The organism is Stenotrophomonas sp. SBJS02, assembly GCF_020428325.2.
Lineage (GTDB): Bacteria > Pseudomonadota > Gammaproteobacteria > Xanthomonadales > Xanthomonadaceae > Stenotrophomonas > Stenotrophomonas africana.
This window is the reverse complement of record NZ_CP109812.1, coordinates 2,744,329-2,768,410: the sequence shown is the minus strand read 5'-3', so window position 1 is coordinate 2,768,410 and position 24,082 is coordinate 2,744,329. Positions and strand designations below refer to the sequence as shown.

Annotated in this window: 23 protein-coding genes; 17 read left to right on the top strand and 6 right to left on the bottom strand. The window is 66.8% G+C overall.

What is annotated here, in order from left to right; genetic code table 11:
- Nucleotides 1–23 precede the first annotated feature (23 nt).
- Nucleotides 24–500 (top strand): general secretion pathway protein, encoded by a 477-nt coding sequence (locus FQS62_RS12910; RefSeq protein ID WP_208043785.1) that lies wholly within the window; start codon nucleotides 24–26, stop codon nucleotides 498–500.
- 90 nt (nucleotides 501–590) lie between these two features.
- Here the strand turns inward: FQS62_RS12910 and FQS62_RS12905 are convergent, their stop codons facing one another.
- Complete coding sequence (locus FQS62_RS12905) at nucleotides 591–923, bottom strand: hypothetical protein (protein ID WP_057500751.1); 333 nt, start codon at nucleotides 921–923, stop codon at nucleotides 591–593.
- A 202-nt stretch (nucleotides 924–1,125) separates the two neighbouring features.
- Here FQS62_RS12905 and FQS62_RS12900 point away from each other — a divergent pair, with 202 nt between their 5' ends.
- The 6 genes from FQS62_RS12900 to FQS62_RS12875 all read left to right on the top strand — a co-directional run bounded on the left by FQS62_RS12900 (nucleotide 1,126) and on the right by FQS62_RS12875 (nucleotide 7,900).
- Nucleotides 1,126–2,742 (top strand): ShlB/FhaC/HecB family hemolysin secretion/activation protein, encoded by a 1,617-nt coding sequence (locus tag FQS62_RS12900; protein ID WP_208043786.1) that lies wholly within the window; start codon nucleotides 1,126–1,128, stop codon nucleotides 2,740–2,742.
- Between the two features lie 38 nt (nucleotides 2,743–2,780).
- Nucleotides 2,781–4,565, top strand: coding sequence for a DUF2341 domain-containing protein (locus FQS62_RS12895; RefSeq protein WP_208043787.1), 1,785 nt, complete (start codon nucleotides 2,781–2,783; stop codon nucleotides 4,563–4,565).
- A 10-nt stretch (nucleotides 4,566–4,575) separates the two neighbouring features.
- Complete coding sequence (locus tag FQS62_RS12890; protein WP_049448026.1) at nucleotides 4,576–4,989, top strand: ExbD/TolR family protein; 414 nt, start codon at nucleotides 4,576–4,578, stop codon at nucleotides 4,987–4,989.
- 39 nt (nucleotides 4,990–5,028) lie between these two features.
- Nucleotides 5,029–5,685 carry a cell envelope integrity protein TolA gene (locus tag FQS62_RS12885; protein WP_208043788.1) on the top strand — a complete coding sequence of 219 codons (657 nt, stop codon included), beginning with the start codon at nucleotides 5,029–5,031 and terminating at the stop codon, nucleotides 5,683–5,685.
- Nucleotides 5,686–5,727: 42 nt separating this feature from the next.
- Complete coding sequence (locus FQS62_RS12880) at nucleotides 5,728–7,473, top strand: putative porin (protein ID WP_208043789.1); 1,746 nt, start codon at nucleotides 5,728–5,730, stop codon at nucleotides 7,471–7,473.
- A gap of 97 nt (nucleotides 7,474–7,570) precedes the next feature.
- Entirely contained in the window at nucleotides 7,571–7,900 is a 330-nt protein-coding gene (locus tag FQS62_RS12875; protein WP_208043790.1) for a hypothetical protein, read from the top strand.
- Between the two features lie 28 nt (nucleotides 7,901–7,928).
- On the opposite strand, the gene FQS62_RS12870 is transcribed toward FQS62_RS12875, so the two are convergent.
- The 4 genes from FQS62_RS12870 to FQS62_RS12855 form a co-directional block, all read right to left on the bottom strand.
- On the bottom strand, nucleotides 7,929–8,327 hold the full coding sequence (locus FQS62_RS12870; RefSeq protein WP_088480762.1) for an OsmC family protein: 399 nt from the start codon (nucleotides 8,325–8,327) through the stop codon (nucleotides 7,929–7,931).
- 117 nt (nucleotides 8,328–8,444) lie between these two features.
- Complete coding sequence (locus FQS62_RS12865; protein ID WP_208043791.1) at nucleotides 8,445–9,086, bottom strand: hydrolase; 642 nt, start codon at nucleotides 9,084–9,086, stop codon at nucleotides 8,445–8,447.
- A 53-nt stretch (nucleotides 9,087–9,139) separates the two neighbouring features.
- Nucleotides 9,140–9,820, bottom strand: coding sequence for a hydrolase (locus FQS62_RS12860; RefSeq protein ID WP_005409868.1), 681 nt, complete (start codon nucleotides 9,818–9,820; stop codon nucleotides 9,140–9,142).
- Nucleotides 9,821–9,892: 72 nt separating this feature from the next.
- A complete protein-coding gene (locus FQS62_RS12855; protein WP_208043792.1) occupies nucleotides 9,893–10,759 on the bottom strand; it encodes a pirin family protein in 867 nt (288 codons plus the stop codon).
- Between the two features lie 150 nt (nucleotides 10,760–10,909).
- Between FQS62_RS12855 and FQS62_RS12850 the strand changes: the two genes are divergently transcribed.
- The 10 genes from FQS62_RS12850 to FQS62_RS12805 all read left to right on the top strand — a co-directional run bounded on the left by FQS62_RS12850 (nucleotide 10,910) and on the right by FQS62_RS12805 (nucleotide 22,374).
- The gene (locus tag FQS62_RS12850) at nucleotides 10,910–11,836 is read left to right on the top strand and encodes a LysR family transcriptional regulator (protein ID WP_208043793.1); all 927 of its coding nucleotides are present in this window, start codon (nucleotides 10,910–10,912) and stop codon (nucleotides 11,834–11,836) included.
- A 128-nt stretch (nucleotides 11,837–11,964) separates the two neighbouring features.
- Nucleotides 11,965–12,465 (top strand): RNA polymerase sigma factor, encoded by a 501-nt coding sequence (locus FQS62_RS12845; RefSeq protein WP_099589139.1) that lies wholly within the window; start codon nucleotides 11,965–11,967, stop codon nucleotides 12,463–12,465.
- 85 nt (nucleotides 12,466–12,550) lie between these two features.
- Complete coding sequence (locus FQS62_RS12840; protein WP_099589138.1) at nucleotides 12,551–13,507, top strand: FecR family protein; 957 nt, start codon at nucleotides 12,551–12,553, stop codon at nucleotides 13,505–13,507.
- A gap of 184 nt (nucleotides 13,508–13,691) precedes the next feature.
- The gene (locus FQS62_RS12835; protein ID WP_208043794.1) at nucleotides 13,692–16,814 is read left to right on the top strand and encodes a TonB-dependent receptor; all 3,123 of its coding nucleotides are present in this window, start codon (nucleotides 13,692–13,694) and stop codon (nucleotides 16,812–16,814) included.
- Nucleotides 16,815–16,868: 54 nt separating this feature from the next.
- Nucleotides 16,869–17,633, top strand: coding sequence for a Slam-dependent surface lipoprotein (locus FQS62_RS12830; RefSeq protein WP_208043795.1), 765 nt, complete (start codon nucleotides 16,869–16,871; stop codon nucleotides 17,631–17,633).
- 90 nt (nucleotides 17,634–17,723) lie between these two features.
- On the top strand, nucleotides 17,724–19,178 hold the full coding sequence (locus FQS62_RS12825) for a porin family protein (protein ID WP_107379704.1): 1,455 nt from the start codon (nucleotides 17,724–17,726) through the stop codon (nucleotides 19,176–19,178).
- 149 nt (nucleotides 19,179–19,327) lie between these two features.
- A complete protein-coding gene (locus FQS62_RS12820; protein ID WP_057501565.1) occupies nucleotides 19,328–19,732 on the top strand; it encodes a response regulator in 405 nt (134 codons plus the stop codon).
- Between the two features lie 9 nt (nucleotides 19,733–19,741).
- Nucleotides 19,742–21,328 (top strand): sensor histidine kinase, encoded by a 1,587-nt coding sequence (locus tag FQS62_RS12815; RefSeq protein ID WP_021202297.1) that lies wholly within the window; start codon nucleotides 19,742–19,744, stop codon nucleotides 21,326–21,328.
- 71 nt (nucleotides 21,329–21,399) lie between these two features.
- Entirely contained in the window at nucleotides 21,400–21,741 is a 342-nt protein-coding gene (locus FQS62_RS12810) for a type II toxin-antitoxin system prevent-host-death family antitoxin (RefSeq protein WP_049448040.1), read from the top strand.
- A 3-nt stretch (nucleotides 21,742–21,744) separates the two neighbouring features.
- A complete protein-coding gene (locus FQS62_RS12805; protein WP_049448041.1) occupies nucleotides 21,745–22,374 on the top strand; it encodes an ATPase in 630 nt (209 codons plus the stop codon).
- A 93-nt stretch (nucleotides 22,375–22,467) separates the two neighbouring features.
- Here FQS62_RS12805 and proP read toward each other — a convergent pair whose 3' ends face one another.
- Complete coding sequence (gene proP / locus FQS62_RS12800; RefSeq protein WP_049448042.1) at nucleotides 22,468–23,955, bottom strand: glycine betaine/L-proline transporter ProP; 1,488 nt, start codon at nucleotides 23,953–23,955, stop codon at nucleotides 22,468–22,470.
- Between the last annotated feature and the right edge of the window lie 127 nt (nucleotides 23,956–24,082).

Below are 24,082 nucleotides of genomic sequence, written 5' to 3'. Positions count from 1 at the left end.
CGTAGGCGGACAAGAACGTGGCGATGGTGCGGAACATGGATGGCAGGCGCTGGGATCGCAATCGAATGTTGACCCTGCTGGCGGCGACGCTGCTGCTGGCCGTGGTGGCCTATTGGAGCGTCACCCTGTCTGCGGTGGCGCCAGCGGCTACGGCCAGCGAAGCGAAAGCCGAGGCGCCGGTACGGCCGATGTTCGATGCGGTGGCCAGCCTGCCGCTGGTGCGGTTGCTGTCCCCCGGTGCGGTGCAGACCGACGTGGTGGTGCTGGGCGTGCTGGCCGGTGACCACGCGCCTTTGGCCCTGCTTTCGGTGGATGGACGCCCGGCGGAAGCGTATGCGCCCGGCCAACGACTCGGACCCTGCACGGTGCTGACCAGCATCAGTGCCAGCGCGGTCGAATTGAACCAGGCCGGGCAATTGCGCAGCCTGCCGGTGCCTGAGCTGCCGCCGTTGCCAGGCGATGGCATCGTGCCGGCCGCTCGGCAGGGCGGCGCTCTGTAGAGCCGAGCCCGCGCTCGGCTGCCTTTGCATGGCTGTTGAAAGGTGTGCAGGAGCAGCCGAGCGTGGGCTCGGCTCTACAGAGGCATGGGCTCAGCGCGCCGGACGCTGCGGTACCACCGAACGACCAAAGGCATCGCCCATGCGCTGTCGTGTGCCTTCCAGGTTGTACTGCATCAGCTGGTTGCCGGGCTGCCGCATCAGCCGTTCGGCCTCGGGGAGCGCCGGTGATTTCGCCGCTTTCGATGCCGGCGCAAGTTTGCGCTGCAGGCAGTCCCACGCCGGAATGCGCTCGCCATTGACCTGTACTTCGATGCAGGGCGCGGCGTCTTCCTGCTTCTTCGTCTCGTCAGCGCGCGCCGGGGACAACACCAGCAGCGCAAGGGTGAGGGCAGCGCGCAGGCCCGCCATCAACGATTCACGCATCTCGGATCTCCCGCAGCAATCGACGTTCTGCAATGAAGACGTGTGGCGAAGGCGGGGTCCGCCAGCGAGCGTTCTGGCGCTTTCAAAAGATGACAGTGCTGTCACAAAACTGTTGGCGGCTTTGACGCGACGTACACGTCCTGTTGGTAGACCCACGCGCCGCTCCCTGGCCACTCCCCTTCGATACGACGCGATGCCTTCGATGAATCCTGTTCCGTGCCGAGCCGTCCGTCTTCCCTTGCGCCTGCATCCACTGATGCTGGCCCTGGTGGCGCTGCCGCTGCCGCTGTTCGCCCAGGAGGCAGCGCCTGCGCCCAGCGTGAACATCAATGAATACATCGTGCGCGGCAATACCGTGCTCGACCCCCGGGACATTGAACGCGCGGTGGAACCCTTCCTCGGCCCGGCAAAGACCCTGGCCGATGTCGAGAAAGCACGCGATGCTGTCAATACGCTGTACCAGCAGGCGGGCTACCAGTCGGTCTACGTGGAGCTGCCTGAGCAGCAGGTCAGTGGCGGCGTGGTGCTGCTGAAAGTGCAGCAGACGCCGATCGGCCAGCTGCGGGTCGTGGGGACGAAGCACGAATCGCCCGAGCGCATCCGCGAACGCGTGCCGGCGCTGGCGGAAGGCAAGGTGCCGGACTTCGACCAGGCGCAGAAGGAACTGACTGCGCTGAACGAGGGCGGGCGCCGCCAGGTGATGCCGCTGGTGCGCGAGGGCCAGGTGCCGGGCACGATGGATGTGGACCTGCAGGTCGAAGAGAAGTCGCCGTGGCGTGCCAGTGCGTCACTCAACAACGACCACAGCGCCGACACCGAGAAGCTGCGCCTGAGTGCGTCGCTGGCCTACGACAACCTGTGGAAGCGCGGGCACAGCGCCACCCTCAGCGCGTACCTTGCGCCGGAAGATACAAAGCAGGCCAAGGTGTTCTCGGCCTCGTACACGATGCCGTTCGAAGGCACGCCGTGGAGCCTGGAAGCCTCGGGCTACAAGTCCGACAGCCGCGTGTTGAATGCCGGCGGGCAGGTCGGTACCGGCACCGGTACCAATGTGATCGGGAACGGCCATTCGATCGGCCTCAAGCTCAACTACCGCCTTGCCGCCAGCAGCCAGTGGTGGCGCCAGCTCAGCCTCGGTGTGGATTTCAAGGACACCGAGGAAGACACGCAGATGGGCCAGGACAGCCTGAAGACACCGCTGAAGTACGCGCCGATCACCTTGGGGTTTGTCGGCGTGCGCCAGGGCGAGCAGGATCAGGTGAGCATCAACACCCAGCTGGTGGCCGGTACCCGCCGCCTGTTCGGCTATGGCAGCGATGCCATCGGGTTCGGGCAGAAGCGCTACTGGGCGGACCCCAGCTTCGTCGCGTTCAAGGCGGACGTCGCCAACACGCATACCTTCGGCAGCGACTGGCAGTGGTATGCACGCGGCTCGCTGCAGATAACCGATGCGCCCCTGGTGTCGGCCGAGCAGTTCGCCGCCGGTGGCATGTACACCGTGCGTGGCTACCTGTCGGCCGAGGCGATCGGCGACTACGGCGGCCTGGCCAGCCTGGAATGGCGTACCCCGGCATGGTCGCTGTGGAGCGGCACCGATCTGCGCGTCTACAGCTTTGCCGACGCGGCCTACCTGCGTCTGCGCCAGCCGCTGCCCGAGCAGCGTGACAAGTACAACCTGGCCTCGGTCGGCCTGGGCGCGCAGCTGCGCCTGGGCGAACACCTGCAACTGCGCCTGGACTACGCCTGGCCCTATGCCGACGGCCCGGTCACGCGCAAGGACGACCCGCGCCTGCATTTCAACATCAGCACCAGTTACTGACCCTTCCCTTGAACATGCGTTCTCCGGAGACCCTTCGCATGGACCGTTTGCTTACCCGAGTGTTGCTGCTGCTGGCCGCGCTGGTTGCGTTGCCTGCTGCTGCGGCCGATGCCAATTGGTGGCAGGCCGAATGGAAGTACCGCAAGCCGATCACCGTCGACGCCGGCCCGCAGGGCGCGGGCCTTGCCGGTGACCCGGGTCGCACGCCGCTGCTGCTGCGCCTGCATACCGGCAACTTCGGTTTTGACGGCACCCAGGACGCGGGCAACGACCTGCGCTTTGTCTCGGGTGATGGGCGTACCGTGCTGGCCCACCAGATCGAACAGTTCGATCCCAAGCTGGGGCTGGCCCTGGTCTGGGTGGACGTGCCGGCAGTCAGCTCCGCCGCACCGCAGACGATCTGGATGTACTACGGCAACGAGAAGGCCCCGGCCAGCGGCAATGGCCAGCAGGTGTTCGACCCGGACTACACGCTGGTCTACCACTTTGCCGAGGCCAACGCGCCGGCACGCGACACCACCGCCTATGGCAACAACGCCGGTGCCGTGGCGCCGCCGTCCGAAGGATCGGTGATCGGCCGCGGCGTTCAGTTGGGTGCAGGCCCGCTGCCGCTGCCGGCCAGCGCATCGCTTGCACAGGAGGCGGGTGCGCCGCTCACCGTTTCGGCCTGGATCAAGCCGGGCAGCAACAATGCGGCTCAGGCGATCTACGCGCGTCGCGACGGCGCGTCCGAGCTGGTGCTGGGCATCGAGAACCGTGTGCCGTTCGTGCAGCTCAATGGCCAGCGCAGCACGCCGGCGCAGCCGATTCCGGAAGGGCAGTGGGCCCACGTTGCGCTGACTGCGGAGAAGGGCGCTCTGCAGCTGTACCTCAATGGGCGCGTGGTCGCCCAGCTGAGCGGCGAGCTGCCGGCGCTGACCACCGCGCCGGTGGTGGGCGCCGATGCGCCGGGCGCGGTGCAGCCGCTGGCCAATTTCGAGGGCGCACTGGATGAGCTGCGTATCTCGCGCGTGGCACGGCCGGCGGTACTGCTGCTGGCCGATGCCACCGCACAGGGCGCCGATTCGCGCCTGATCAGCTACGGCGCCGACGAGCAGTCGGCCGGCCAGAGCCACTTCGCCTTCATCCTCAAGGCGATGCCGTTCGACGCCTGGGTGGTGGTCGCCATCCTCGGCCTGATGATGCTGCTGTCGTGGGCGATCATGATTGCCAAGGGGCGCCACTTCGGCCGTACCAGCAAGGCCAATGCGGTGTTCACCGAGAGCTTCGGCAAGCTGTCCGGCGTGCCGCTGCGCACCTTGTCCGACATGGATCGCCAGGGCAAGGCACCGACCGCGATGCATGACGGTTCGCTGTGGCGCATCTACCAGGTGGCCATCGATGAAATGCAGCAGCGCCACCAGCGCGACGGCAACAGTGGTTACCTCAGTGGCGCCACCATTGCGGCGATCCGCGCCTCGATGGACGCGGTGATGGTGCGCGAGCAGGAGGCGATGGCGCGGCGCATGAACTGGCTGTCGACCACCATCGAAGGCGCGCCGTACGTGGGCCTGTTCGGTACCGTGATCGGCATCATGCTGGTGTTCGTGGTGGCGGCGATGGCCGGCGCGGTGGACATCAATTCGGTGGCACCGGGCATGGCCGCGGCGCTGCTGTGTACCGCCGCCGGCCTTGGTGTCGCGATCCCGGCGCTGTTCGGCTACAACTACCTGGGCGCACGTGCCGAGGCGATCGGCGCGGACATGGCGGTGTTCATCGACGAGTTCGCCGCACGCCTGGCCGAAGAGCAGGACGGGCGCGGCCCGGCCGCGGTCCAGGGCTGAGGGGCGCGCCATGGGCCAGAAGGCGAAGTTCGGCATCAAGAAGCGCGAGAAGGGCATCAACGTGACGCCTTTCGTCGACGTGCTGCTGGTGGTGCTGGTGATCTTCATCCTGACCAGCAACGCCTCCATTCCCGGCATCGAGGTCAACCTGCCGAAGGCCAGCAACAGCGTCGCGCTGGAGAAGCCGAAGACCAAGGCGATCACCATCGACCCCAGCGGCCAGGTGTTCCTGGATGCCTACCCGGTGACGATGGCTGAACTGGAAGACCGCCTGCGCACCGAGCGCGCGACCACGCCGGATTTCCCGGTGATCGTGCGCGGTGATGCGCAGGTGCAGTACGCCCGCGTGGTCGAGGTGCTGGACCTGCTGCGGCGGCTGGAGCTGGCCCAGGTCGGCCTGGTCACCGGCAAGGTGCAGGGCTGAGGCATGACGGCCCATCAACCCCCTCGGCCGGAGCCCGGCATGCGCGGTCGCCCGTTGCTGGTGACCGTCGCGCTGGTGGTGGCCGCGTTGCTGGTGCTCGGCGTCGCCGTGTGCTGGATGCTGTTCAAGGACACCGCCAGCACCCGCCGGCCGGTGGTGCAGCCGCCGATGCTGGCGCTGCCACCGCCGCCCCCGCCGCCACCGGAAAAGCCACCGGAACCGGAAACGCCGCCGGAAGAGACCATTCCAGAGCCGGAGCCGCTGGATCAGCCGACGCCGGCAGAAGAGCCGACGCCGACCCCGGACAACGCCGACCCGGTAACGATGAACGCCGATGCGCAGGCCGGTGGTGACAACTTCGGCATCCAGTCCGGCAGTGGTGGCGGTTCGTCCGGCGTCGGCCGTGGCGGCGCCGGCAATGCCACCTATGGGCGCTACCTCGGCTATCTGATGCAGCAGGCGATCTCGCGCGACGACAAGGTCAAGCGCCTGGCGTTCCAGCTGCAGGTGAACGTGTGGCTGTCCAACGATGGCCGCCTGGAAAAGGTCGAGCTGGTGCGCGGCAGTGGCAACGAGGAGGCCGACGCGGCCGTGCTCGATGCGCTGCGACGCATCGGCAAGGTCGACCAGGCACCGCCGCCGTCGCTCGATTTCCCCGCCCGCGTGCTGATCCAGGGCCGCCGGCCCGGGGCCTGATTCCCGACCTCCGTGATTTCCCTTCTTTCGATGAGAACCGTGATGAACGACCACGTCCGCGCACGAACCGACTCCCGCCGCCCGCGGCCGGCCCGACGGGCGCTGCTGTGCTGCGCTGTGCTGCTCAGCCTGGCCGCCCCGGCCGGTGTGATGGCCGCAGAAACCACCATGGTCAAGCTGATCAAGGGCCTGATCGCCAGTGGCGCGCTGAAGCCCGAAGACGGCCAGGCATTGCTGGTGCAGGCCGAGGCTGAGGCAGCGGCCGCATCGCGCACCGCGACCACCGCACCTTCGGCCGCCAGTGGTGGCGTGGCCCTGGAAGCCGGCGACGTGCGCGTGCCCTACGTGCCGCAGAGCGTGCGTGATGGCATTCGTGACGAAGTGCGCCAGGATGTGATGGCGCAGGCCAAGTCCGAGGGCTGGGCGGCACCGAACGAAGTGGCTGAGTGGACCAAGCGCATCAAGGTCACCGGTGACATGCGCGTGCGCAGCGAGTCGCGCTTCTTCTCCGAGCGCAACAGCGACATCGTGAGCAACTGGTCGTCGATCAATTCCGGCAACGGCTTCGACACCAACACCAACACCAACCTGCAGCTGCCGCCGCTGCTGAACACCCGCCAGGACCGCCGCAACCTGTGGCGCATCCGCGCGCGCCTGGGTATCGAGGCCACCATCGGCCAGCACACCACGGCCGGCGTGCGCCTGGCCAGCGGCAGCAGCAATGGCCCGGTGTCGACCACCGAGCAGCTGGGTGGCGGCCTGAGCAAGAAGGACGTGTGGCTGGACCAGGCCTGGCTGGCCTACAGCCCGGCCGACTGGGTGACGGTGCGTGGCGGCCGCTTCGGCAATCCGTTCTGGACCAGCGATACGCTGTTCTCCAATGACCTAAACTTCGACGGCCTGGCCGCCAACCTGAAATACGACTTCAACGGGGGAGATCTCGACCTGTTCGGCAACCTTGCGGTGGTGCCGCTGGAGTACACCTCCGACAGCTCGCCGAGCCAGAGCAAGGTCAAGACTCCGAACGAGAACAAGTGGCTGTCCGGTGCCCAGGTGGGCGTGAACTGGCGCTTCAACGAAGACAATGCGCTGCGTGCCGCGTTGGGCTACTACGACTTCAAGAACATCAGCGGCCGCCTGTCCTCGCCGTGCGCGCTATATGCGGGCGCGGTGGGCTGCGACACCGACTGGTCGCGCCCGGCGTTCATGCAGAAGGGCAACACCCTGATGCTGATCCGCGACATCGCGCGCAACCCGCTGGATCCGGCCAATACGCCCACCCCGCAGTACGTCGGCCTGGCCTCGGCCTTCCGCCTGGCCACGCTGAACCTGCGCTGGGATACGCAGCTGGCACAGGGCATCGGCCTGCGCCTGGACGGCGACTACATCCGCAACCTGGCCTACGACAAGCAGGCCATGTTCATCCGCGCCAACAACGGCATCGTCAACAACTACGGCGCCGGCGGCACCGCCAGCATCGATACCTTCCGCAGCGGTGACACGGCGTGGATGGTGCAGGCCACCTTCGGTGCCACCGAGCTGAAGGAGAAGGGCCAGTGGCAGGCGTTGCTGGGCTACAAGCACATCGAGGCCGATGCGCTGCCCGACGCCTACAACGATCCAAACTTCCACCTAGGCGGCACCAACGCCCGCGGCTACTACGTGGGCGGTGCCTACGCGCTGGATGCACGCAGCTGGATCAGTGGCAAGTGGATGGCGGCCAAGGAAGTGTCCGGCGCGCCGCTGTCGATCGACGTGTTCCAGCTGGAGTTCAATACCGGCTTCTGAGTGGCGGCGTGATGCGGATCACGTAGTGCGTGGCGGGGGCGCAGCGATGCGCCCGTCTAAGGAAAGGAGACCACGCGTTGTTCAAAAGGAGGAGTGGATGAGCCGTCGCAAGCTGTTCGAGAGTTCCGAACCGTCCAGCGAGATGCTGGGTGTTGGACCGGCCTATGTTTCCGTCGAGGGCCTGCGCCAGCACCTGGCCGAATTCCTGCTGTATGCGGGCCGGCCGGTGGTGATCATGCGCGGGCGCAGCGAAGTGGGCTATTTCCTGCCGGCGCGCTGCTGGCGCCAGCGTGACGATGATCCGCTGGCAGCGGCTGCCGCAGACCAGCTGTTGGACGCGGCCGGGTTCCAGGCCGAAGACATCCAGCAGGTGGAGCAGGAATTCAACGCGATGCGCCAGCGTACCGTGCTGCATTCACGGCGCTGAAGCAGATCCACGCCACGCGTGGATGGGGTTACGCTGCGCTCCCACGCTCGCTGGTGATGCGTGCGCCTTCGCGCATCACCAGGGTCACCGGGGTCTTTTCCACCACCTCCAGCAACCGCTGCCACTGCGCATCGCTCAGCTCGGCGCTGGCATGCAGTACGCGGTGCACGTGGAAGCGGCCATCCGCGTCACGTTCCGAGCGCAGCTCGGCATGGAACTCGCCCAGGTCCCAGCCCTTGCGCTGCGCATACATGCGCAGGGTGATGGCGGTGCAGGCCGCCAGCGAGGCCAGGTACAGGTCGAACGGTGCGAAGCCCTTGCCCTGACCACCCAACGAGGCGGGCTCGTCCGCGTCCACATCGAAGCTGCCATTGCTGATGTGGTGCAGGTAGTTGTCCGCGCTTGAAACAATGCGTGCGTAAGCCATCACGTTCTCCATCTGTCGGTAGCGTCGAGCCATGCTCGACCAACCCCACTGTAGAGTCGAGCCATGCTCGACTGCTCCAAAAAGGCGGCGCCAGCCAGGACCGGCGCCACCACCCAATCACTCGGTACGATCGTACGAGAACTGGATACCTGCCGTACCACCGGTTTCAATGAAAAGGTTCATGAAATCCGGAACCGTTGCCGAGCGGGCCCAGTCGCGCTGCAGCTCACAGAACAGCTGCGGCACGCTGATCAGCTGGCCACCGGCCTGTTCGATGCGGCGCAGCGCCGCATCGTGCGCGGCCAGCGAGGTGCCGCCGACGGCGTCGACCACCACATACACCTCATGGCCTTCCTTCAACGCATCCAGGGCCGGGAAAGTCAGACACGCCTCGGTCCACAGCGCGGTCATGATCAGCTTGCGGCGGCCGGTGGCTTCCACCGCCCTGCGGAACTCGACGTCCTCCCAGGAGTTGATGGTGGTGCGGTCGTAGGTGGGGTAGTCACCCAGCACCTTGCGCAGCTGCGGGATCGGCGGCTTGTTCAGGCCGGTCTTGACGTTCACCGTCGAATGCACGATCGGCAGGCCGTAGGCGACGGCGGCTTTGGCCGTGCCGACGATGTTGTTGACCAGCAGCTGGCGGTCCATCGAGGCGATGGAGTTCACCTGTACCGGCTGGTAGTCGATGATGATGAAGGCGGAATTCTGCGGGGTCAGCAGATGATCGCTGGCCGGGTCGCGGATCGGTTCACTGGACATGGTGGATCTCCTGTTCGGGGGAGTGCCGAGGATCGGCTGTCAACCGGGGCAGCTCAGCTGCGCTGCGAATCCAGTTGTTCGTGGTTCTTCTGCACGTCCTGCGCCTTCAGGTAGCTTTCGATCAGCAGCTGGTAGTTCGGGAAGATCTTCGTATAGACCTCGGCCCACTGCTGGGCATCGTCGCGGTTCCAGGTGCGCTGGATCTCCGAGGCCACCGCGGCGGTGTCCATCGGCACCACACCGGCCTGCACCACGCGGGCCAGGGTGATCTCTTCGGCCATCTTCGAGTAGGTACCCGACGCGTCGATGACCGCGAACACCTGGTAGCCATCGGCAACGGCGGCGATCGACGGGAAGGCCATGCACACGCTGGTGATGGTGCCGGCAATGATCAGCTGCTTGCGGCCGGTGGCCTTCACCGCGGCAACGAATTCCGGGTTGTCCCAGGCGTTGATCTCACCCTTGCGCGCCACGTACTGGGCATGCGGGGCGGCGTCGTGGATCTCCGGGATCAGGGGGCCATTCGGACCCTGCGGAACAGAGGCGGTGGTGATCACCGGCATCTTTGCCAGCGTGGCCATCTTCGCCAGCGCGGTGGCGTGGGCGCGCACACTGGTGAACGGCATGTCACCGATGGTCTGGAACAGGCCGCTCTGATGGTCGATCAGCAGCATCGCGGCGTTGTCCGGATCGATCACCGGGCGGGCACCGTTGAAGTTGGCGGGGGTACTCATGGTCAGGCTCCTGGAGAAGGTGGGCGATGGCCCGGAAGGTGCGGCGGGCCGGTGCCCGCCGCATTGAAACGATCAGTGCGCGATCTGGCCGAAGCGGCCGCTGTTGAAGTCGTTGACCGCCTGCGCGATCTCGGCCTGGCTGTTCATCACGAACGGGCCATAGCCCACCACCGGCTCGTCGATCGGCTCACCGCTGAGCAGCAGCAGGGTGGCGTCACTGTCGGCGTCGACGAACACGTCCTCGCCGCTGCGATCGAAGGTGACCAGTTGTGCCTCGCCGACCGGCTGGCCACCGTTGATCCGCACCGTGCCCTTCAGCACCACCAGCGCCAGCGTGCGGCCATCGGCCACCGGCAGTTCGGCGTGGTGCCCCTGCCGCAGGCGGATGTCCCAGACATCCATCGGCGTATGGGTGCGGGCCGGACCGGTGTTGCCGTCGAAACGGCCGGCGATGACACGCACGCGCCCAGCGCCATCAGGCAGATCCACCGAGGGAATCTCCGCGTCGAGCAGGGTCTGGTAGCCCGTTGCGCCCATCTTGTCGCGTGCCGGCAGGTTGACCCACAGCTGGACCATGTCCAGGGTGCCGCCGCGCTTGCTGAACTCCGGCGTGTGGAATTCCTCGTGGAGGATGCCGGAGGCAGCGGTCATCCACTGCACGTCACCCGGGCCGATGGTGCCGCCGGCCCCGGTCGAATCGCGGTGGGCGACCTCGCCCTCATAGACGATGGTGACCGTCTCGAAACCGCGGTGCGGATGCTGGCCGACGCCACGCGGCGTATCGCTGGGCGCGAAGCTGTAGGGGCCGGCATAGTCCAGCAGCAGGAACGGGCTGAGGTGCTGGCCGTGGGTGTTGTAGGAAAACATCGAGCGGGCGGGGAATCCATCGCCCACCCAGTGCGGGCGGGGGGCGCTGTAGGTACCGGTGACACGCTTCATGGCGATCTCCTGGCCGGGGCTGCCGGCCGCTGTTCTTCGTTGCGAAGACGATATCGCCGCGACAATGGAGCCGGTAGGCGCCAATATTTGCCGTCATAGTCCTATCTGGTGAACAATGGTCGCAGGCCGTGGGCCGCAGGAGACCGCCCCGTGTTCATTGCAGATATCCGCCGTTGTGACCTCAACGACCTGTTCTACTTCGCCATGGTGGTCGAGCACGGCGGCTTCTCGCAGGCAGGTCGGGCGCTGGCCATGCCGAAGTCGAAACTGAGCCGGCGCATCGCACTGCTGGAGGAACGGTTGGGCGTGCGCCTGATCCAGCGTTCGACGCGGCGCTTTTCGGTCACCGAGGTCGGCCAGGACTATTACCGCCACTGCAAGGCCATGCTGGTCGAGGCCGAAGCGGCCGAAGAAGCGATTGCGATGTCACGCGCCGAGCCGCGCGGCACGATCCGCCTGGCGTGCCCGATCGCGATCCTGCATGCACGCATCGGCACGATGCTGGCCGATTTCCTCGCCCTGCACCCGCAGGTGACGGTGCAGCTGGATGCCACCAACCGGCGCGTCGACGTGGTGGGCGAGGGTGTGGACGTGGCGATCCGCGTGCGACCGCCGCCGCTGGAGGACAGTGACCTGGTGGTACGCGTGCTGGCGCGCCGGGTCTGGTGCACCAGCGCCAGCCCGGCGCTGCTGCAGCGGCTGGGCACGCCGCAGGTGCCGGCCGACCTGGCGATGATGCCGACTATCGATCTGGCATCGCCCAGCCAGCAGCATGTCTGGGAATACACCGGGCCGGACGATGTGCTGGCCAGCGTGCACCATCGCCCGCGGCTGGTCAGCGATGACATGATCGCGCTGCGCACCGCCGCGGTGGCCGGGGTGGGCCTGCTGATGCTGCCGCGGATGATGATCAGCGACGAACTGGCCAGCGGTGCGCTGGTGCCGGTGCTGCCCGAGTGGGTGCCAAAGCATGGCATCGCGCACGCGGTGTTCCCATCGCGACGTGGCCTGTTGCCTGCAGTGCGTGCGCTGATCGATTACCTCGCCGAGCGCTTCGAGGCGCTGGAGGAACCCTAGGTCTTCCATCCACACCATGCTTGGATGCTGTCGGGGCTTCTACTTGCCGCCTGCGGCCGCGCAGCCCACAATCCACGTCCGGACCGTCGCCATCACGCCCATCATTCCCCGGTCCGGCCTTGGCACCTATGTCTCCCAATGCCCTGGCGCTGGTCGAGCTGCTGATCCGCGAGCGCCGTGCGTTGTCTCGCTTCATCGCGCGCTATCTCGACCCGGCCAGTACCGAGGACACCCTGCAGAACCTGTACCTGAAGGCCAGCAGCGTGCCCGGCGATCCGCCCATCCTCGAGCCGCGCGGCTATCTGTACCGGATGGCCTACCACCACGCGCTAAACCGCAGCCAGTCCGACGCCCGCGAGCGGCGTGCGATGGCCGAGTACGCCCTCGACATGGCCGAGGCCAGCCGCGATGGCGAGGCGCAGGCGCTGGACCAGGCGCAGCTGCGCGAGATCACCCAGACCATCCTCGGGCTGCCGACCCAGGTGCGTGAGTGCTTCGTGCTTAACCGCTACCTCGGCCTGAGCGAGCGCGAGATCGCCGCCAGGCTGGGTATTTCCAAGAGCCTGGTCGGCAAGCATGTGCTGCGCGCGGCGCTGTTGATCCAGCAGCATCAGCAGGGAGTGCATTGATGAGCTGCGATTGCTGTGGGCAGATCGCGCCCGCCGTTGTCACAACAGGAAGGCGCACCCGTTCGGGGTGCGGCAGGCCACAACCATGAACACGTCCGAACCCTCGCCGCGTCAGGCCAGGCAGGCGTTGCGCTGGGTGATCCGGTGCAGTGCAGGCCCGCTGCCGGAACGCAAGCAACGAACCCTGCAGCGCTGGCTGCAGGCCGATCCCCGCCATGCGCTGGCATGGCGCCAGCAGCGGGCCTTCTGGCAGGGGCTGGATGCCGCTGGGCCGGAGGTGCTGGCCGCACTGCCCGGGCTGACGGCTGATCGCCAAGGGCTGCGTCCGATCGCACCGCGCCGCCGCCTGCCGTGGCTGTTGGCCAGTGCCGCTGCCGTGGTACTGGTGGTCGCGGCCGCACCGCAGGCGCTGCTGCTGGCACGCAGTGACCTGCGCAGCAGCGATGCACCGCGCGTGGTGCAACTGGAGGACGGCAGCACCGCCGTACTCGATGCGGGCACCGCATTGGCGGTTGAGTTCGATGGCCAGCGGCGGCACCTGCGCCTGCTGCGCGGCCAGGCCTGGTTCCAGGTTGTGCATGAACAGCGACCGTTCCAGGTCGAGGCCGGCGGTGGCCAGATCCGTGACATCGGCACCGCCTTCAGCGTGTCGATGCAGGACACCACGGTCGTGACCCAGGTCAGCGAGGGCGTGGTCGATGTGCGCCCAGGCGATGGCAGCGTGCAGCGCCTGCATGCCGGGCAGGCACGGGTGTTCCGTGACGGTCGCTGGCTGCGGCCGGTGCAGCTGGAAGATCTCGAGACGATGGCGCCGTGGCGGCGTGGCGAGGTAGTGATCGACGATCAGCCGGCCGCGCAGGCCATCGCTGATCTCGCGCGCTACCGTCGTGCACCGGTCTGGGTGCTGGGCGGGCAGGGCGCGGACGTACGGGTCAGTGGTCTGTTCCATCTGCAGCAACCGGAGGCCGCCATCGATGCGGTGGCCGCGCAGGCAGGGCTGCGTGTGCAGCGCTTGCCCGGCGGCGCGCTGGTGGTGTGGTGAGGCTCGCGCAATGCCCGGGTGAACCGGTCGCATGAAAAAAAAACATGAAAAAACCGTGGGCAATTGCCACATCGCGCTGTCTATAGAGGTATAGCCAGAGCGAAACACCGTTTCTCCTCAAGCCAGACATGCCACCGGCACCGGATGTGCCCGTGGTTCCGCCACGCTTGAGGAGTTCCTGTCCATGCCGTCCACGGCATCCGCCTGTCATCGTCGCGTCACCGTTCTGGCCCTGGCCATCTCCACTGCATTGCTGCCGCTGGCCTGGGCGCCGGGCGTGCAGGCGCAACCGGCGGTCGTCGCGCCGTTGCGCCAGTACACGATTCCGGAACAGCCCCTGGCCGACGCTGTGCGTGCCTTTGGCCGCCAGGCCGATGTGCAGGTGGTGTTCCGCAGTGACCTGGTGGAGGGCCGCCGCTCCAGTGCGGTGAAAGGCGAGTACAGCCAGATGCAGGCGCTGCAGCAGCTGTTGCGCGGGAGTGGCGTGCGCGCACAGCGCGGCATGGACGGCACCTGGAGCCTGCGGGCCGCAGCGGAGGCGGGTGAAGGGGAAGGGGTGCGGGTGACCGAAACACTGGACGTGGCCGGTCGCCTGCAGTCGGAAGGGGGCGAGGCGCGTGATCGGCGCGGTTACGATGATGTGTTCGCGCTGGACCTGACCACGGCGTATTCGGGGCGCGACCGGGTGGAGCGTTACCGTGGCTCCAATCCGGCCGACGTGGTCAAGGATCTGGTCGGTGTGTTCAGTGGCGATGCGCGCAACAGCGGCGCGCTGGACATCAACATCCGCGGCATCCAGGGGCCGGGGCGGGTGCCGGTCAGCATCGACGGTGGTGAGCAGGCGCTCACGGTCTGGCGCGGCTACAACGGCGTCAGCAACCGCAATTACATCGATCCCAACCTGATGGGTGGCATCCAGGTCATCAAGGGGCCAGGGCTGGTGCGCGATGTGCACAGCGGGATCGGTGGCGCGCTGGTGATAAAGACCATCGACGTCGATGACATCGTGGAAGCGGGTGAGCGCTTCGGCGGGGAGCTGAAGATCGAAGGCAGCAGCAATGCGGTGGCGCCGCGCCTGCCGCGGCTGCACACCGGCGAGGATTACCGTACCGTGCCGGGGTTCCCGCAGGGCTCGCCGAACTCACCCTACGACGACCGCACCCTGGTGGTGCCGGTGAAATCGCGTAGTGGCAACAACCCCTTCGATGGCGAGGACCAGGCCTGGCGCCTGGCGCTGGGCGTGCGTGGCAACAACGTCGACCTGATGGCCGCCTATGCCTGGCGCAAGCGCGGCAACTACTTCTCCGGGTCCAACAGTAGCGCCTACTACGACCAGGACCGGCGCGAGCAGTTCGAGTACCAGGGCATCGACTACATCACCACACTGGCGCGCTACTTCAAGCCCGGCGATGAAGTGCCCAATACTTCCAGCGAACAGGAATCCTGGCTGGTCAAGGGCAGCTGGCAGATCAACGATGACCAGCAGTTGAAGGCGACCTGGCGGCGCACGCTGTCGCACTACGGCGAGATCATGCCGTCGCGCATCCTGTCCGCGCCGGACTATGGGCGCATCCAGTGGCCGCTCAGCCGGGTTGCGTCCGATGCCTGGAACCTGGAGTACCGCTTCCAGCCGGCCGGCAGCCGTTGGCTGGACCTCTACGCCAACCTGTGGCGCACGGAGACGGACAGCGATACCTACACCGCAGGTGGCTTTCCGAACTTCGCCCCCGGCAATCCGGCATGGAACCCGGACGCCAGCCCGATCCTGCGCAACACCGCGTTGGCCAATGCGCGCAACGACCGCATCGGCCTGACCCTGAGCAACCGCTTCGCGCTGCATTCCACCCTCGACCTGACCGTGGGTGGCAACTGGCAATACGAAAAGCTCGGCTCGCGTGACCCGTACTTCGGCATCACCGATGGCTGGCGCATGTTCCCGCGTGCCGGGCGCCGCCAGGAGGGTGAAGGCTACCTCACCCTGGAGTGGCGGCCGGTCGACTTCCTCACCCTCAATGCAGGGGTGCGCTACAGCCGCTACTGGGCCTTCGACGATTTCCTGCAGGCGCATCCGGAGCTGCTGACCAAGGGCGTGGGCAGCAAGGAGGCGACCTACCGGACGAATGAACTGCCCGAGCGGCCGGCCAGCCTGCAGGCGGAGATCGACGCACTGGAGGCCGAACGCGAGTTCTGGGACAGCATCGGCATGGGTTCGGTGGTTGACGATGCACTGCATGGCCTGCTGGCGTACTACGAGACGCCGCAGGCGGTGGAACATCGGCTTCCGTGGTTGCCCGATGCCAACGGCAACTATGCCCGTGCGACCAACCCCTGTCTCAACGGCCGGGTGGCGGCCATACCCGGTGTGCTGCCGGTCTACCCCGGCAGCGACCGGGTCTGCAACATCGGCAACACCATGCAGTCGCGGCCGGTGGACGGGCGCAATGGCCGCCGCCGCGATCACGCGTGGTTGCCCACTTTCTCGGCCACGGTGAACCTGTCCAAGGCCGCGCGCGTCTACCTGCGCTACAGCGAAGCAGTGCGCTTCCCCAGCATGTTCGAAAGCACCATCGCTTTCTCCAGCAGCCTCAACCCGCTGTACACGCTCAAGCCCGAGCATGCCTACAACTACGAGCTGGGCTACGTGCACAACCTGTCGGGCCTGTTCGGCAACACCGCCGATGCCGACGTCAAGCTGGCCTACTACGTGCACAAGACCCGCAACGTGATCGAGCGCGACGCCTCCTTCCTGTTCGACAATATCGACAAGCAGACCATCCGCGGCATCGAGCTGCAGGCACGCTTCGACAACCGGCGCTTCTTCACCGATCTGGGCATCAGCCGCATCCTCGAAAACGAGGTGTGCGACGAAAGCACGGCCGTGCTGCTGGATGCCAACCGTGGCCTGGTGCCGAACTGCGTGCAGGACGGTTTCGTCAGTGGCTACCTGCTGACCCAGGCGATTCCGAAGTTGTCGGTGAACCTGTCGCTCGGTACGCGCCTGTTCGATGAGCGGTTGGAACTGGGCAGCCGCATCGTGCACTACCAGCGCCACGAAAACCCCGATCTACAGGCCTACCGCGACCGGTTGCTGGCCGGTGGCAGCAGCATGCTGTGGCAGAACGTGCCGTTCACCTGGGGCAACATCATCACCGTCGATGCATACGCGCGCTGGCGCTTCAACGAGCACGCCAGCGTCGAGCTGGTGGGCAGCAACCTCGGCAACCGCTACTACGTCGACCCGGCCACGCGCTCCACGCTGCCGGCGCCGGGCCGCACCCTCAAGCTCGGCATCACCGCGCGCTTCTGACCTTCCGCTTTCAAGCGTTGTACCCGTAGTTCCCACAACCCAAGGAGTAATACCATGAAGATGATCTCCCGTTCGGTGCTCGCCGTTGCTGCCACCTTTGCCCTGGCCGGCGCCGCGCATGCCGCTGACATCGTCGGTGCGGCCAGCCCGGTGACCAATGCCGAGCTGTACGTCGCCGTCGGCGAATCGCAGGTCAACGGTGGCCCGCACCAGGCAGGCAAGGCCGGTATCGGCGTCGGCACCGTCTCCAACGCCAAGCCCGTCGATTTCCAGGGCCTGAGCCTGTACTCGGGCACCACCACCGTCAATGGCACCGCGGTGCGCACGCTCGCCATGCCGATCACCGGCGCACCAGGCAGCCATGCCGGCATGGGCCACTTCAACTTCGTCAAGGTCGGCAGCGGCGATGTGTGGTTCGGTGAGTGGTCCAAGGATGGCGCCGCGGGTGGCTTCAACAACCGCCAGGTCTACTTCGTCGGTGACCGTGCCGGTACCACGCTGCCGGCCGGTGTGGCCACCTACAGCGTTGCGGGCCTGAACAAGTTCAACGGCAGCAACCTGCTGTCGGGCACCTTCCGTGCGGACTTCGGCAGCGGCAAGCTGCTCGGCGGCCTGACCGGTGGTGGCCTGGCGATCAACGTCAACGCCAACATCAACAGCGCCAATGCATCGTTCGCCGGTTCGGCCACCGCCAACGGCAGCGTTGCCGGCACCACCCAGGGGCAGTTCTTCGGCGCCAACGCGGCCGCCCTGGCCGGTATCGCCACCTTCAGCGGCAACAGCCAGTACGACACCGCCTTCGGCGGCAGCAAGAACTGATTGCCACGCCCCTGACGGGGCAGGGCAGGGGCAAGCCGCGATCCGCCAGTCCCTGCTTCGGCCCGCTGCATGCACCACCACGGATCGACCATGCGCCACTCCATCTTCCTTGTCGTTCTGCTGCTGGCGGCCGCCGATGTGCGCGCCCAGCAGGACGATCTTCGCCGCGTGCTCGAGCAGGGCACCGACCTGCGTCACCAGCAGCAGGACCAGCAGCGCCTGCAGCAGGCCGAGTCGGAGCGGCCGACCATCACCATCGACGGCCAGACGCTGCGCGTGGAGCGCACCGTCGATGATCTTGGCCAGGCTCTCTACCTGTCACTGCAGCATCAGCAATGGCAGGCCGCCGCTGCGTTCCTCGATGAGTACATCGAACTGCCCGGCCATGACCCAATGCTGCGCCACTATGCGCAGGGGGCGCTGGCGCGGGTGGCGGGCGACCATCGCCGCGCGGCAAAGGAGTACGAAGCACTGCTGGTGGCGCAGCCGGATTTCCTGCCGGCGCGCCTTGAACTGGCGCGTGTCTACGCAGAAGACCAGCGCGATCGCGATGCGGTCGTGTTGTTCAGGGCCATCGCTGCGGGCATCAATGCCGATGATCCGGCCACGGCCGGCGTCCGCGCTCGCGTGGACGGGTACCTGAGTGCCCTGCAGGCGCGCCAGCGCTGGAAAGGCGCGCTGTCCGCCGGCCCGGCATGGAGTGACAACATCAACCGCAGCTCGGCCAGTCGCACCTGCCTGTTCGGCGTGGGCGACGCCTGCATCATCGAACGGAAACTGCCCGACGCCCAGCGCGCGGCGGGCCTCGACTACGACGCCAGCCTGGAACGGCGCTGGGTGCTCGGCGGGCATCATGGGCTGTACGTGCGCGGTCTCGCCTTCGGTCAGACATGGCGCGGGCAAAGTGCGTACAACGAGCTCAATGCAAACGTGCAGGCGGGTTACAGCTGGCGTAGTGCACGGCAGACCGTGCTGCTTGCCCCCAGCTATGACTACCAGGGCCTGGGCAACCATGCGCTGCAGGGCGGCAGTGGCGTGCACGGGGAATGGCAGTACGCCCTGGATGCACGCAGCCTGCTCAAGCTGGAGGCCGACTGGAAGCGCCAGCGGTATCGACAGCAGGGCCTGGCCAGCAACTACGACGGCGAGCTGGCATCGTTGTATGCCACCTGGTTCCGTGCGCTCAACCCGCGCTGGACGGTTTTCGCCGGGCTGGATCTCACCGACAGCAGCGCAGCCGACCCGGCCAACGGCTACCGCCAGCGCGGCCTGCGGCTGGGCGCGGCACGGCAGTGGATCGGCACCACGGCCACCGTATTCGTGTCGCTGCGCCATCGCGACTACGACACCTGGAGTCCGCTGCTGGAAGCACGGCGTGAGGACAGCGAACAGAACCTGATCGCCATCGTCCGCAGCGAGCGCCTGGCCGTGGCGGGACTGGTACCCAGCCTGAGCCTGCGCTACGCGCGCATCGACAGCAACGTCGGCTGGCTGTACAGCCACGATCGCAGCCTGCTTAGTCTCAAGTGGGAACGCGCGCTCTGACCTGATGGCCAGCTGACGTGGTCGGGCGGCCGGGGTGCGGCCGCCCACCCAAGGCCTTCATCGATCGTCACGCGTTCTTGCAGGCCGGATCGCGCATTCTGACCGCGTTGCGACCGCAGGCAGGTCGCGTGCATCGAGGAGCGTAGGGCGTGCTGGAAGTGGGCAACAAGACGGAGGGCTTGAAGGGGCTGCGCGTACTGGTGGCAGAGGATGAATTCGCCATCGCGATGTTCCTGGTCGATTACCTCGAGCTGAAGGGCGCGCAGGTAGTGGGCCCTGCTGGCGACCTGCAGGCGCTGGGGCGGTTGGTCGATACCCATCCCATCGATGTGGCGTTGCTGGACATCAATCTGGGCGGCGAACAGGTCTATCCATTGGCCGACCGCCTGGCCGAGGCCGGCACCCCGTTCCTGCTGACCTCCGGCTACGACGACAACCTGCCAAGCCGCTTCGCCAGCGCGCCGCGCTGTACCAAGCCGTATCACATTGAAGCCCTGGTGCAGCAGCTGGCCGGGCTGGTGGCGACGCCGCAGGTCTCTGCGGGCATCGCCTGATCGCGCGGCATGTCGCGCCGTCCTGAAGGCATCCGCGCCACCGAGCTTCGTGGCGGCATGCCACCTGCAGCGCACCCGCACGGGCGCCACGATGGCATGGCTGCGCGCATCGCCCGCCATGACTGGTCATCCACGCCGCTGGGAGCGTATGAGCGGTGGCCGCCACACCTGCGCGCCACCGTCGACCTGATGCTGGCCCATGGTTTCCCGATGATCGTGCTGTGGGGCGAGCAGCTGGTGCAGCTCTACAACGATGGCTATGCCGAGATCCTGGCCGACAAGCATCCCGGCGGACTCGGCCAGCCGACCCGTGAATGCTGGCCCGAGGTGTGGCATATCAACGGGCCGATCTACCAGCGCGTCTGGCAGGGCGAAACCATCACTTACGAGGACAAACTCTATCCCCTCGCGCGCCGCGGGCGGTTGGAGGATGTGTGGTTCACCATTACCTACAGCCCCATCCGTGGCGAGGAGGGGCGCGTCAGCGGCGTGCTGGTTACCATGTTCGAGACGACGGCGGCGCATGTGGCCCAGTCGGCCCGCGAACGCGAAGAGCAGAAGCGGCGGGAGGCGGACCGCCGCCTGGCATTGGCCTTCAAGGTACTGCCGGTGGGCGTCTGCATCGTCGATGCCGAGGGGTGCCTGCAGCTCTCCAACGACCAGATGCGCACCTACCTTCCCACCGGCAAGGTGCCCTCCACGGATCTGCCCAACCACCACCGCTGGCAGGGATGGCACCCCGACGGCTCGCGCATCGAACCCAGGGATTTCGCCATAGCCAGGGCCTTGCGCGGTGAGACGGTAGTGCCCGGGCTGGAGTTCCAGTTCAAGCATGACGACGGGCGCGCGCGCTGGACCCGTGTGGCCGCCGCGCCGCTGCGCGATGCAGACGGCGAGGTGACGGGCGTATTCGCCATCGCTGTGGACATCGACGATCTCAAGCGTGCCACCGAGCGCCAATCGGTACTGCTGGCCGAACTGCAGCACCGGGTGCGCAACATCATGTCGACCATCCATGCCATTGCCTGGCGGACCCGTGAGTCGGTCAGCAGTGTGGATGATTACGCTGAACGGTTGTGCGGACGATTGATGTCGCTGGCGCGCACGCAGAGCCTGCTTACCCGTGGCGCCAACGCCGGGGTCTGCCTGCGTGGCATGCTCGATGAGGAGATCGCAGCGCAGACGCCGGTCACCGCCGCCTATCGCCTGCAGGGCGAGGATGTGCTGCTGCCACCGAAGGCGGCCGAAGTGCTGTCCCTGGCAATCCACGAATTGGCGACCAACGCCCTGCGGCATGGTGCGCTGACCCATGAGGATGGCCGGATCGACGTGTCCTGGCACCTGCAGGTGCAGGACGGACAGCCATGGCTGGGCCTGCACTGGTGTGAACGCCATGCCGCCGTGGAAGACTGGGAGCTGCCGCGCCAGCGCGGCCTGGGCCGTGCGCTGATCGAGCAGCGCGTGCCCTATGAGCTGGCCGGCAGTGGTGAACTGCACTTCGATCCGCAGGGGCTGGATGCTTGGATCCGCTTCCCACTGCGCGAGCGTGACAGCCTGCTGCAGACCGATGCGCCACAGACCGGCTCCGGCGCGTGAAACGGCATTTATATCCAATTTGGCCAAATTGGGTATAGTGGCCATTATCCACTTCTGTCTGGAGCCGTGCCATGACCCTGCCGCTGGATCTGCCTGGCCTCGAAAAGGCCCCGGCCTCGTCTGTGAAGACGAGGGGCTGGCCGAGCCTGATGCGTACCGTGCGTGAGAAGCAGGCGCTGGTCATCACCAACCACAACCACCCCGAAGCGGTGATCGTGGATATCCGCACCTACCAGGAGCTGTTGGCCAAGGCCGCCGGCAGCGATGCCGGTGAGCGCAGTGAAGAACTGCTGCGCCTGCGCAGCGAATTCGACCAGACTCTGGCTGGCCTGCAGCGCGGTGAGGGGCTGGGCAAAGTGCTGGGCCAGCCGATTCGGCGCGGCCGCAAGGTCACCCTCGGCCGTCCGCTCTGACCGATGGGGCGGATCCTGGTGCTGGCCGGCGTCAACGGCGCCGGCAAGAGTTCGTTGCTGGGAACCTGGCTGGAAGCCGAAGGCCTGGGCTGGTTCAACCCCGATTCGTTCACCCGCCGCCTGGTGGAGGCCGGTTGGCCGCTGCCCGATGCGAATGCCGAGGCCTGGCAGGAAGGCACTCGCCGTCTGCGCCAGGCAATGGCCGATGGCACGGATTTCGCCTTCGAGACCACGCTGGGCGGCAATACCATCCCGCGCCTGCTGCGCGAGGCCTGCGAACACCATCACGTTGCGATCTGGTTCTGCGGCCTGGCCACGGTGGAGCTGCATATTGCCCGCGTTGCAGGGCGTGTGGCCGCCGGCGGCCATGACATTCCAGTGGAGAAGATCCACGCCCGCTTCGATTCGGCGCGCGAGAACCTGCTGGACCTGCTGCCACACCTGGCCGAGCTGCATGTCTACGACAACAGCGCTCCCGCCGACGCCGACGGCTGCGTCGAGCCGCTGCCGGTGCTGGCGATGGCGCATGGCCAGCTGCAGTACCCGGTCTCGGTGGCCGAGCTGCTGCATACGCCGGACTGGGCCAAACCCATCGTAATGCGTGCGATGGCGTTGGACACCCCGCATGATTGAGGGCGCAGGGGTGTAGAGCCGAGCCCATGCTCGGCTGATCCCCGAAAGGCGCCGAGCCCGGGCTCGGCTCTACAACGCTGGTTCCACCCGGCCTCAGGCCGGCTTCACCTGCTCGGGCTCCGCAACGTCCGGCAGCGGCGGCAAGATCGGGTCCACCGTCACGGGTACATCGCTCTTCAACAGCGCGGCAGCTTCCCTGTCGCTGCCGACCGCCGGCGGTGAACCGCGCAGCGGCAGGCCCGCGGTCTCCTTCACGAACAGCATGGTCACCAGGCCGATCACCGCCGCGCCCATCAGGTAGTAGGCCGGCACCAGCGGATCGCCGGTACGTTCCACCAGCCATGCGGTCAGCAGCGGCGTGGTGCCACCGAACAGCGACACCGACACATTGAAGGCGATCGACAGTGCGCTGTAGCGCACCGGGGTATAGAACAGGGCTGGCAGTGTGGATGGCATCGAACTGGTGAAGCACACCAGTGCCAGGCCCAGCAGCATCAGGCCCAGGAAGATCATCCAGTCGTTGCCGCTGCCGACCAGCAGCAGGCAAGGCACCGCCAGCACCAGCAGCGCGATGCAGGCACCGATGATCATCGGGCGGCGCCCCAGTTTGTCACTGAACAACCCGCCGACGATGTTCAGCGGCATCATCACCAGCATCACGATGATGATCAGCAGCAGGCCCTTGCTTTCGGCGTAGCCCATGGTGACGCTGAGGTAGCTGGGCATGTAGGTCAGCAGCATGTAATCGGTGACGTTGAACACCAGCACCAGGCCCATGCACACCAGCAGCTGGCGGCCGTGTACCTGGAACAGTGCGCCCAGCCCGGGGCGATCATGCTCGCGCTTCTCGGCTTCCTCGGCAAAGGCGCGGAACGCCGGCGTCTCTTCCAGTTTCATGCGCATGTACAGGCCGAGCAGGCCGAGTGGGCCGGCCACCAGGAACGGAATGCGCCAGCCCCAGTCCAGCATCTGCGCGTTGCTCAACAGCATGTGCAGTGCGGTGACCGTGCCCGCGCCGGCGATGTAGCCGCCCAGCGTGCCGAACTCCAGCCAGCTGCCCATCAGGCCGCGGTTGCGGTCGGTGGAATACTCGGCGATAAAGGTTGCCGCGCCGCCGTACTCGCCACCGGTGGAGAAGCCCTGCACCACGCGCGCCAGCAGCAACAGCACCGGTGCCCAGATGCCTATGCGCTCGTAGGAGGGAATCAGGCCGATCGAGAACGTACCCAGTGCCATCAGGATCATGGTGAACGCCAGTACTTTCTGGCGCCCATAGCGGTCGCCGAGTGGGCCGAACACAAGGCCGCCGAGCGGCCGCACCAGGAACGCCACGGTGAAGGTGGCGAAGGCCGCGATTACCTGTGCCGTAGGGTTGCTGGACGGGAAGAACACCTGGCCGATGGTGACGGCGAGATAGCCGTATACACCGAAGTCGAACCACTCCATGGCATTGCCGAGTGCGGCGGCGCCTACGGCGCGCTTCAGCATGGGCTTGTCGACGACGGTGATCTCATCGACCTTCAGGTGGCGGCGGCGTTTGAACCAGCCGAAATGGGCATGTGCCTCGGGCGTGTCCTGCATGGGGGCTCCCTTGTAGGTATGGAATAGGGGAATGGGCGGTGTGGTGTGTCCCGGAAATCGGAAACGGCGATGCGGGCGCAAGTGGCGCAGGGGCATCGATGGGTGGCGTGAGGGCCGGGGAATGTGT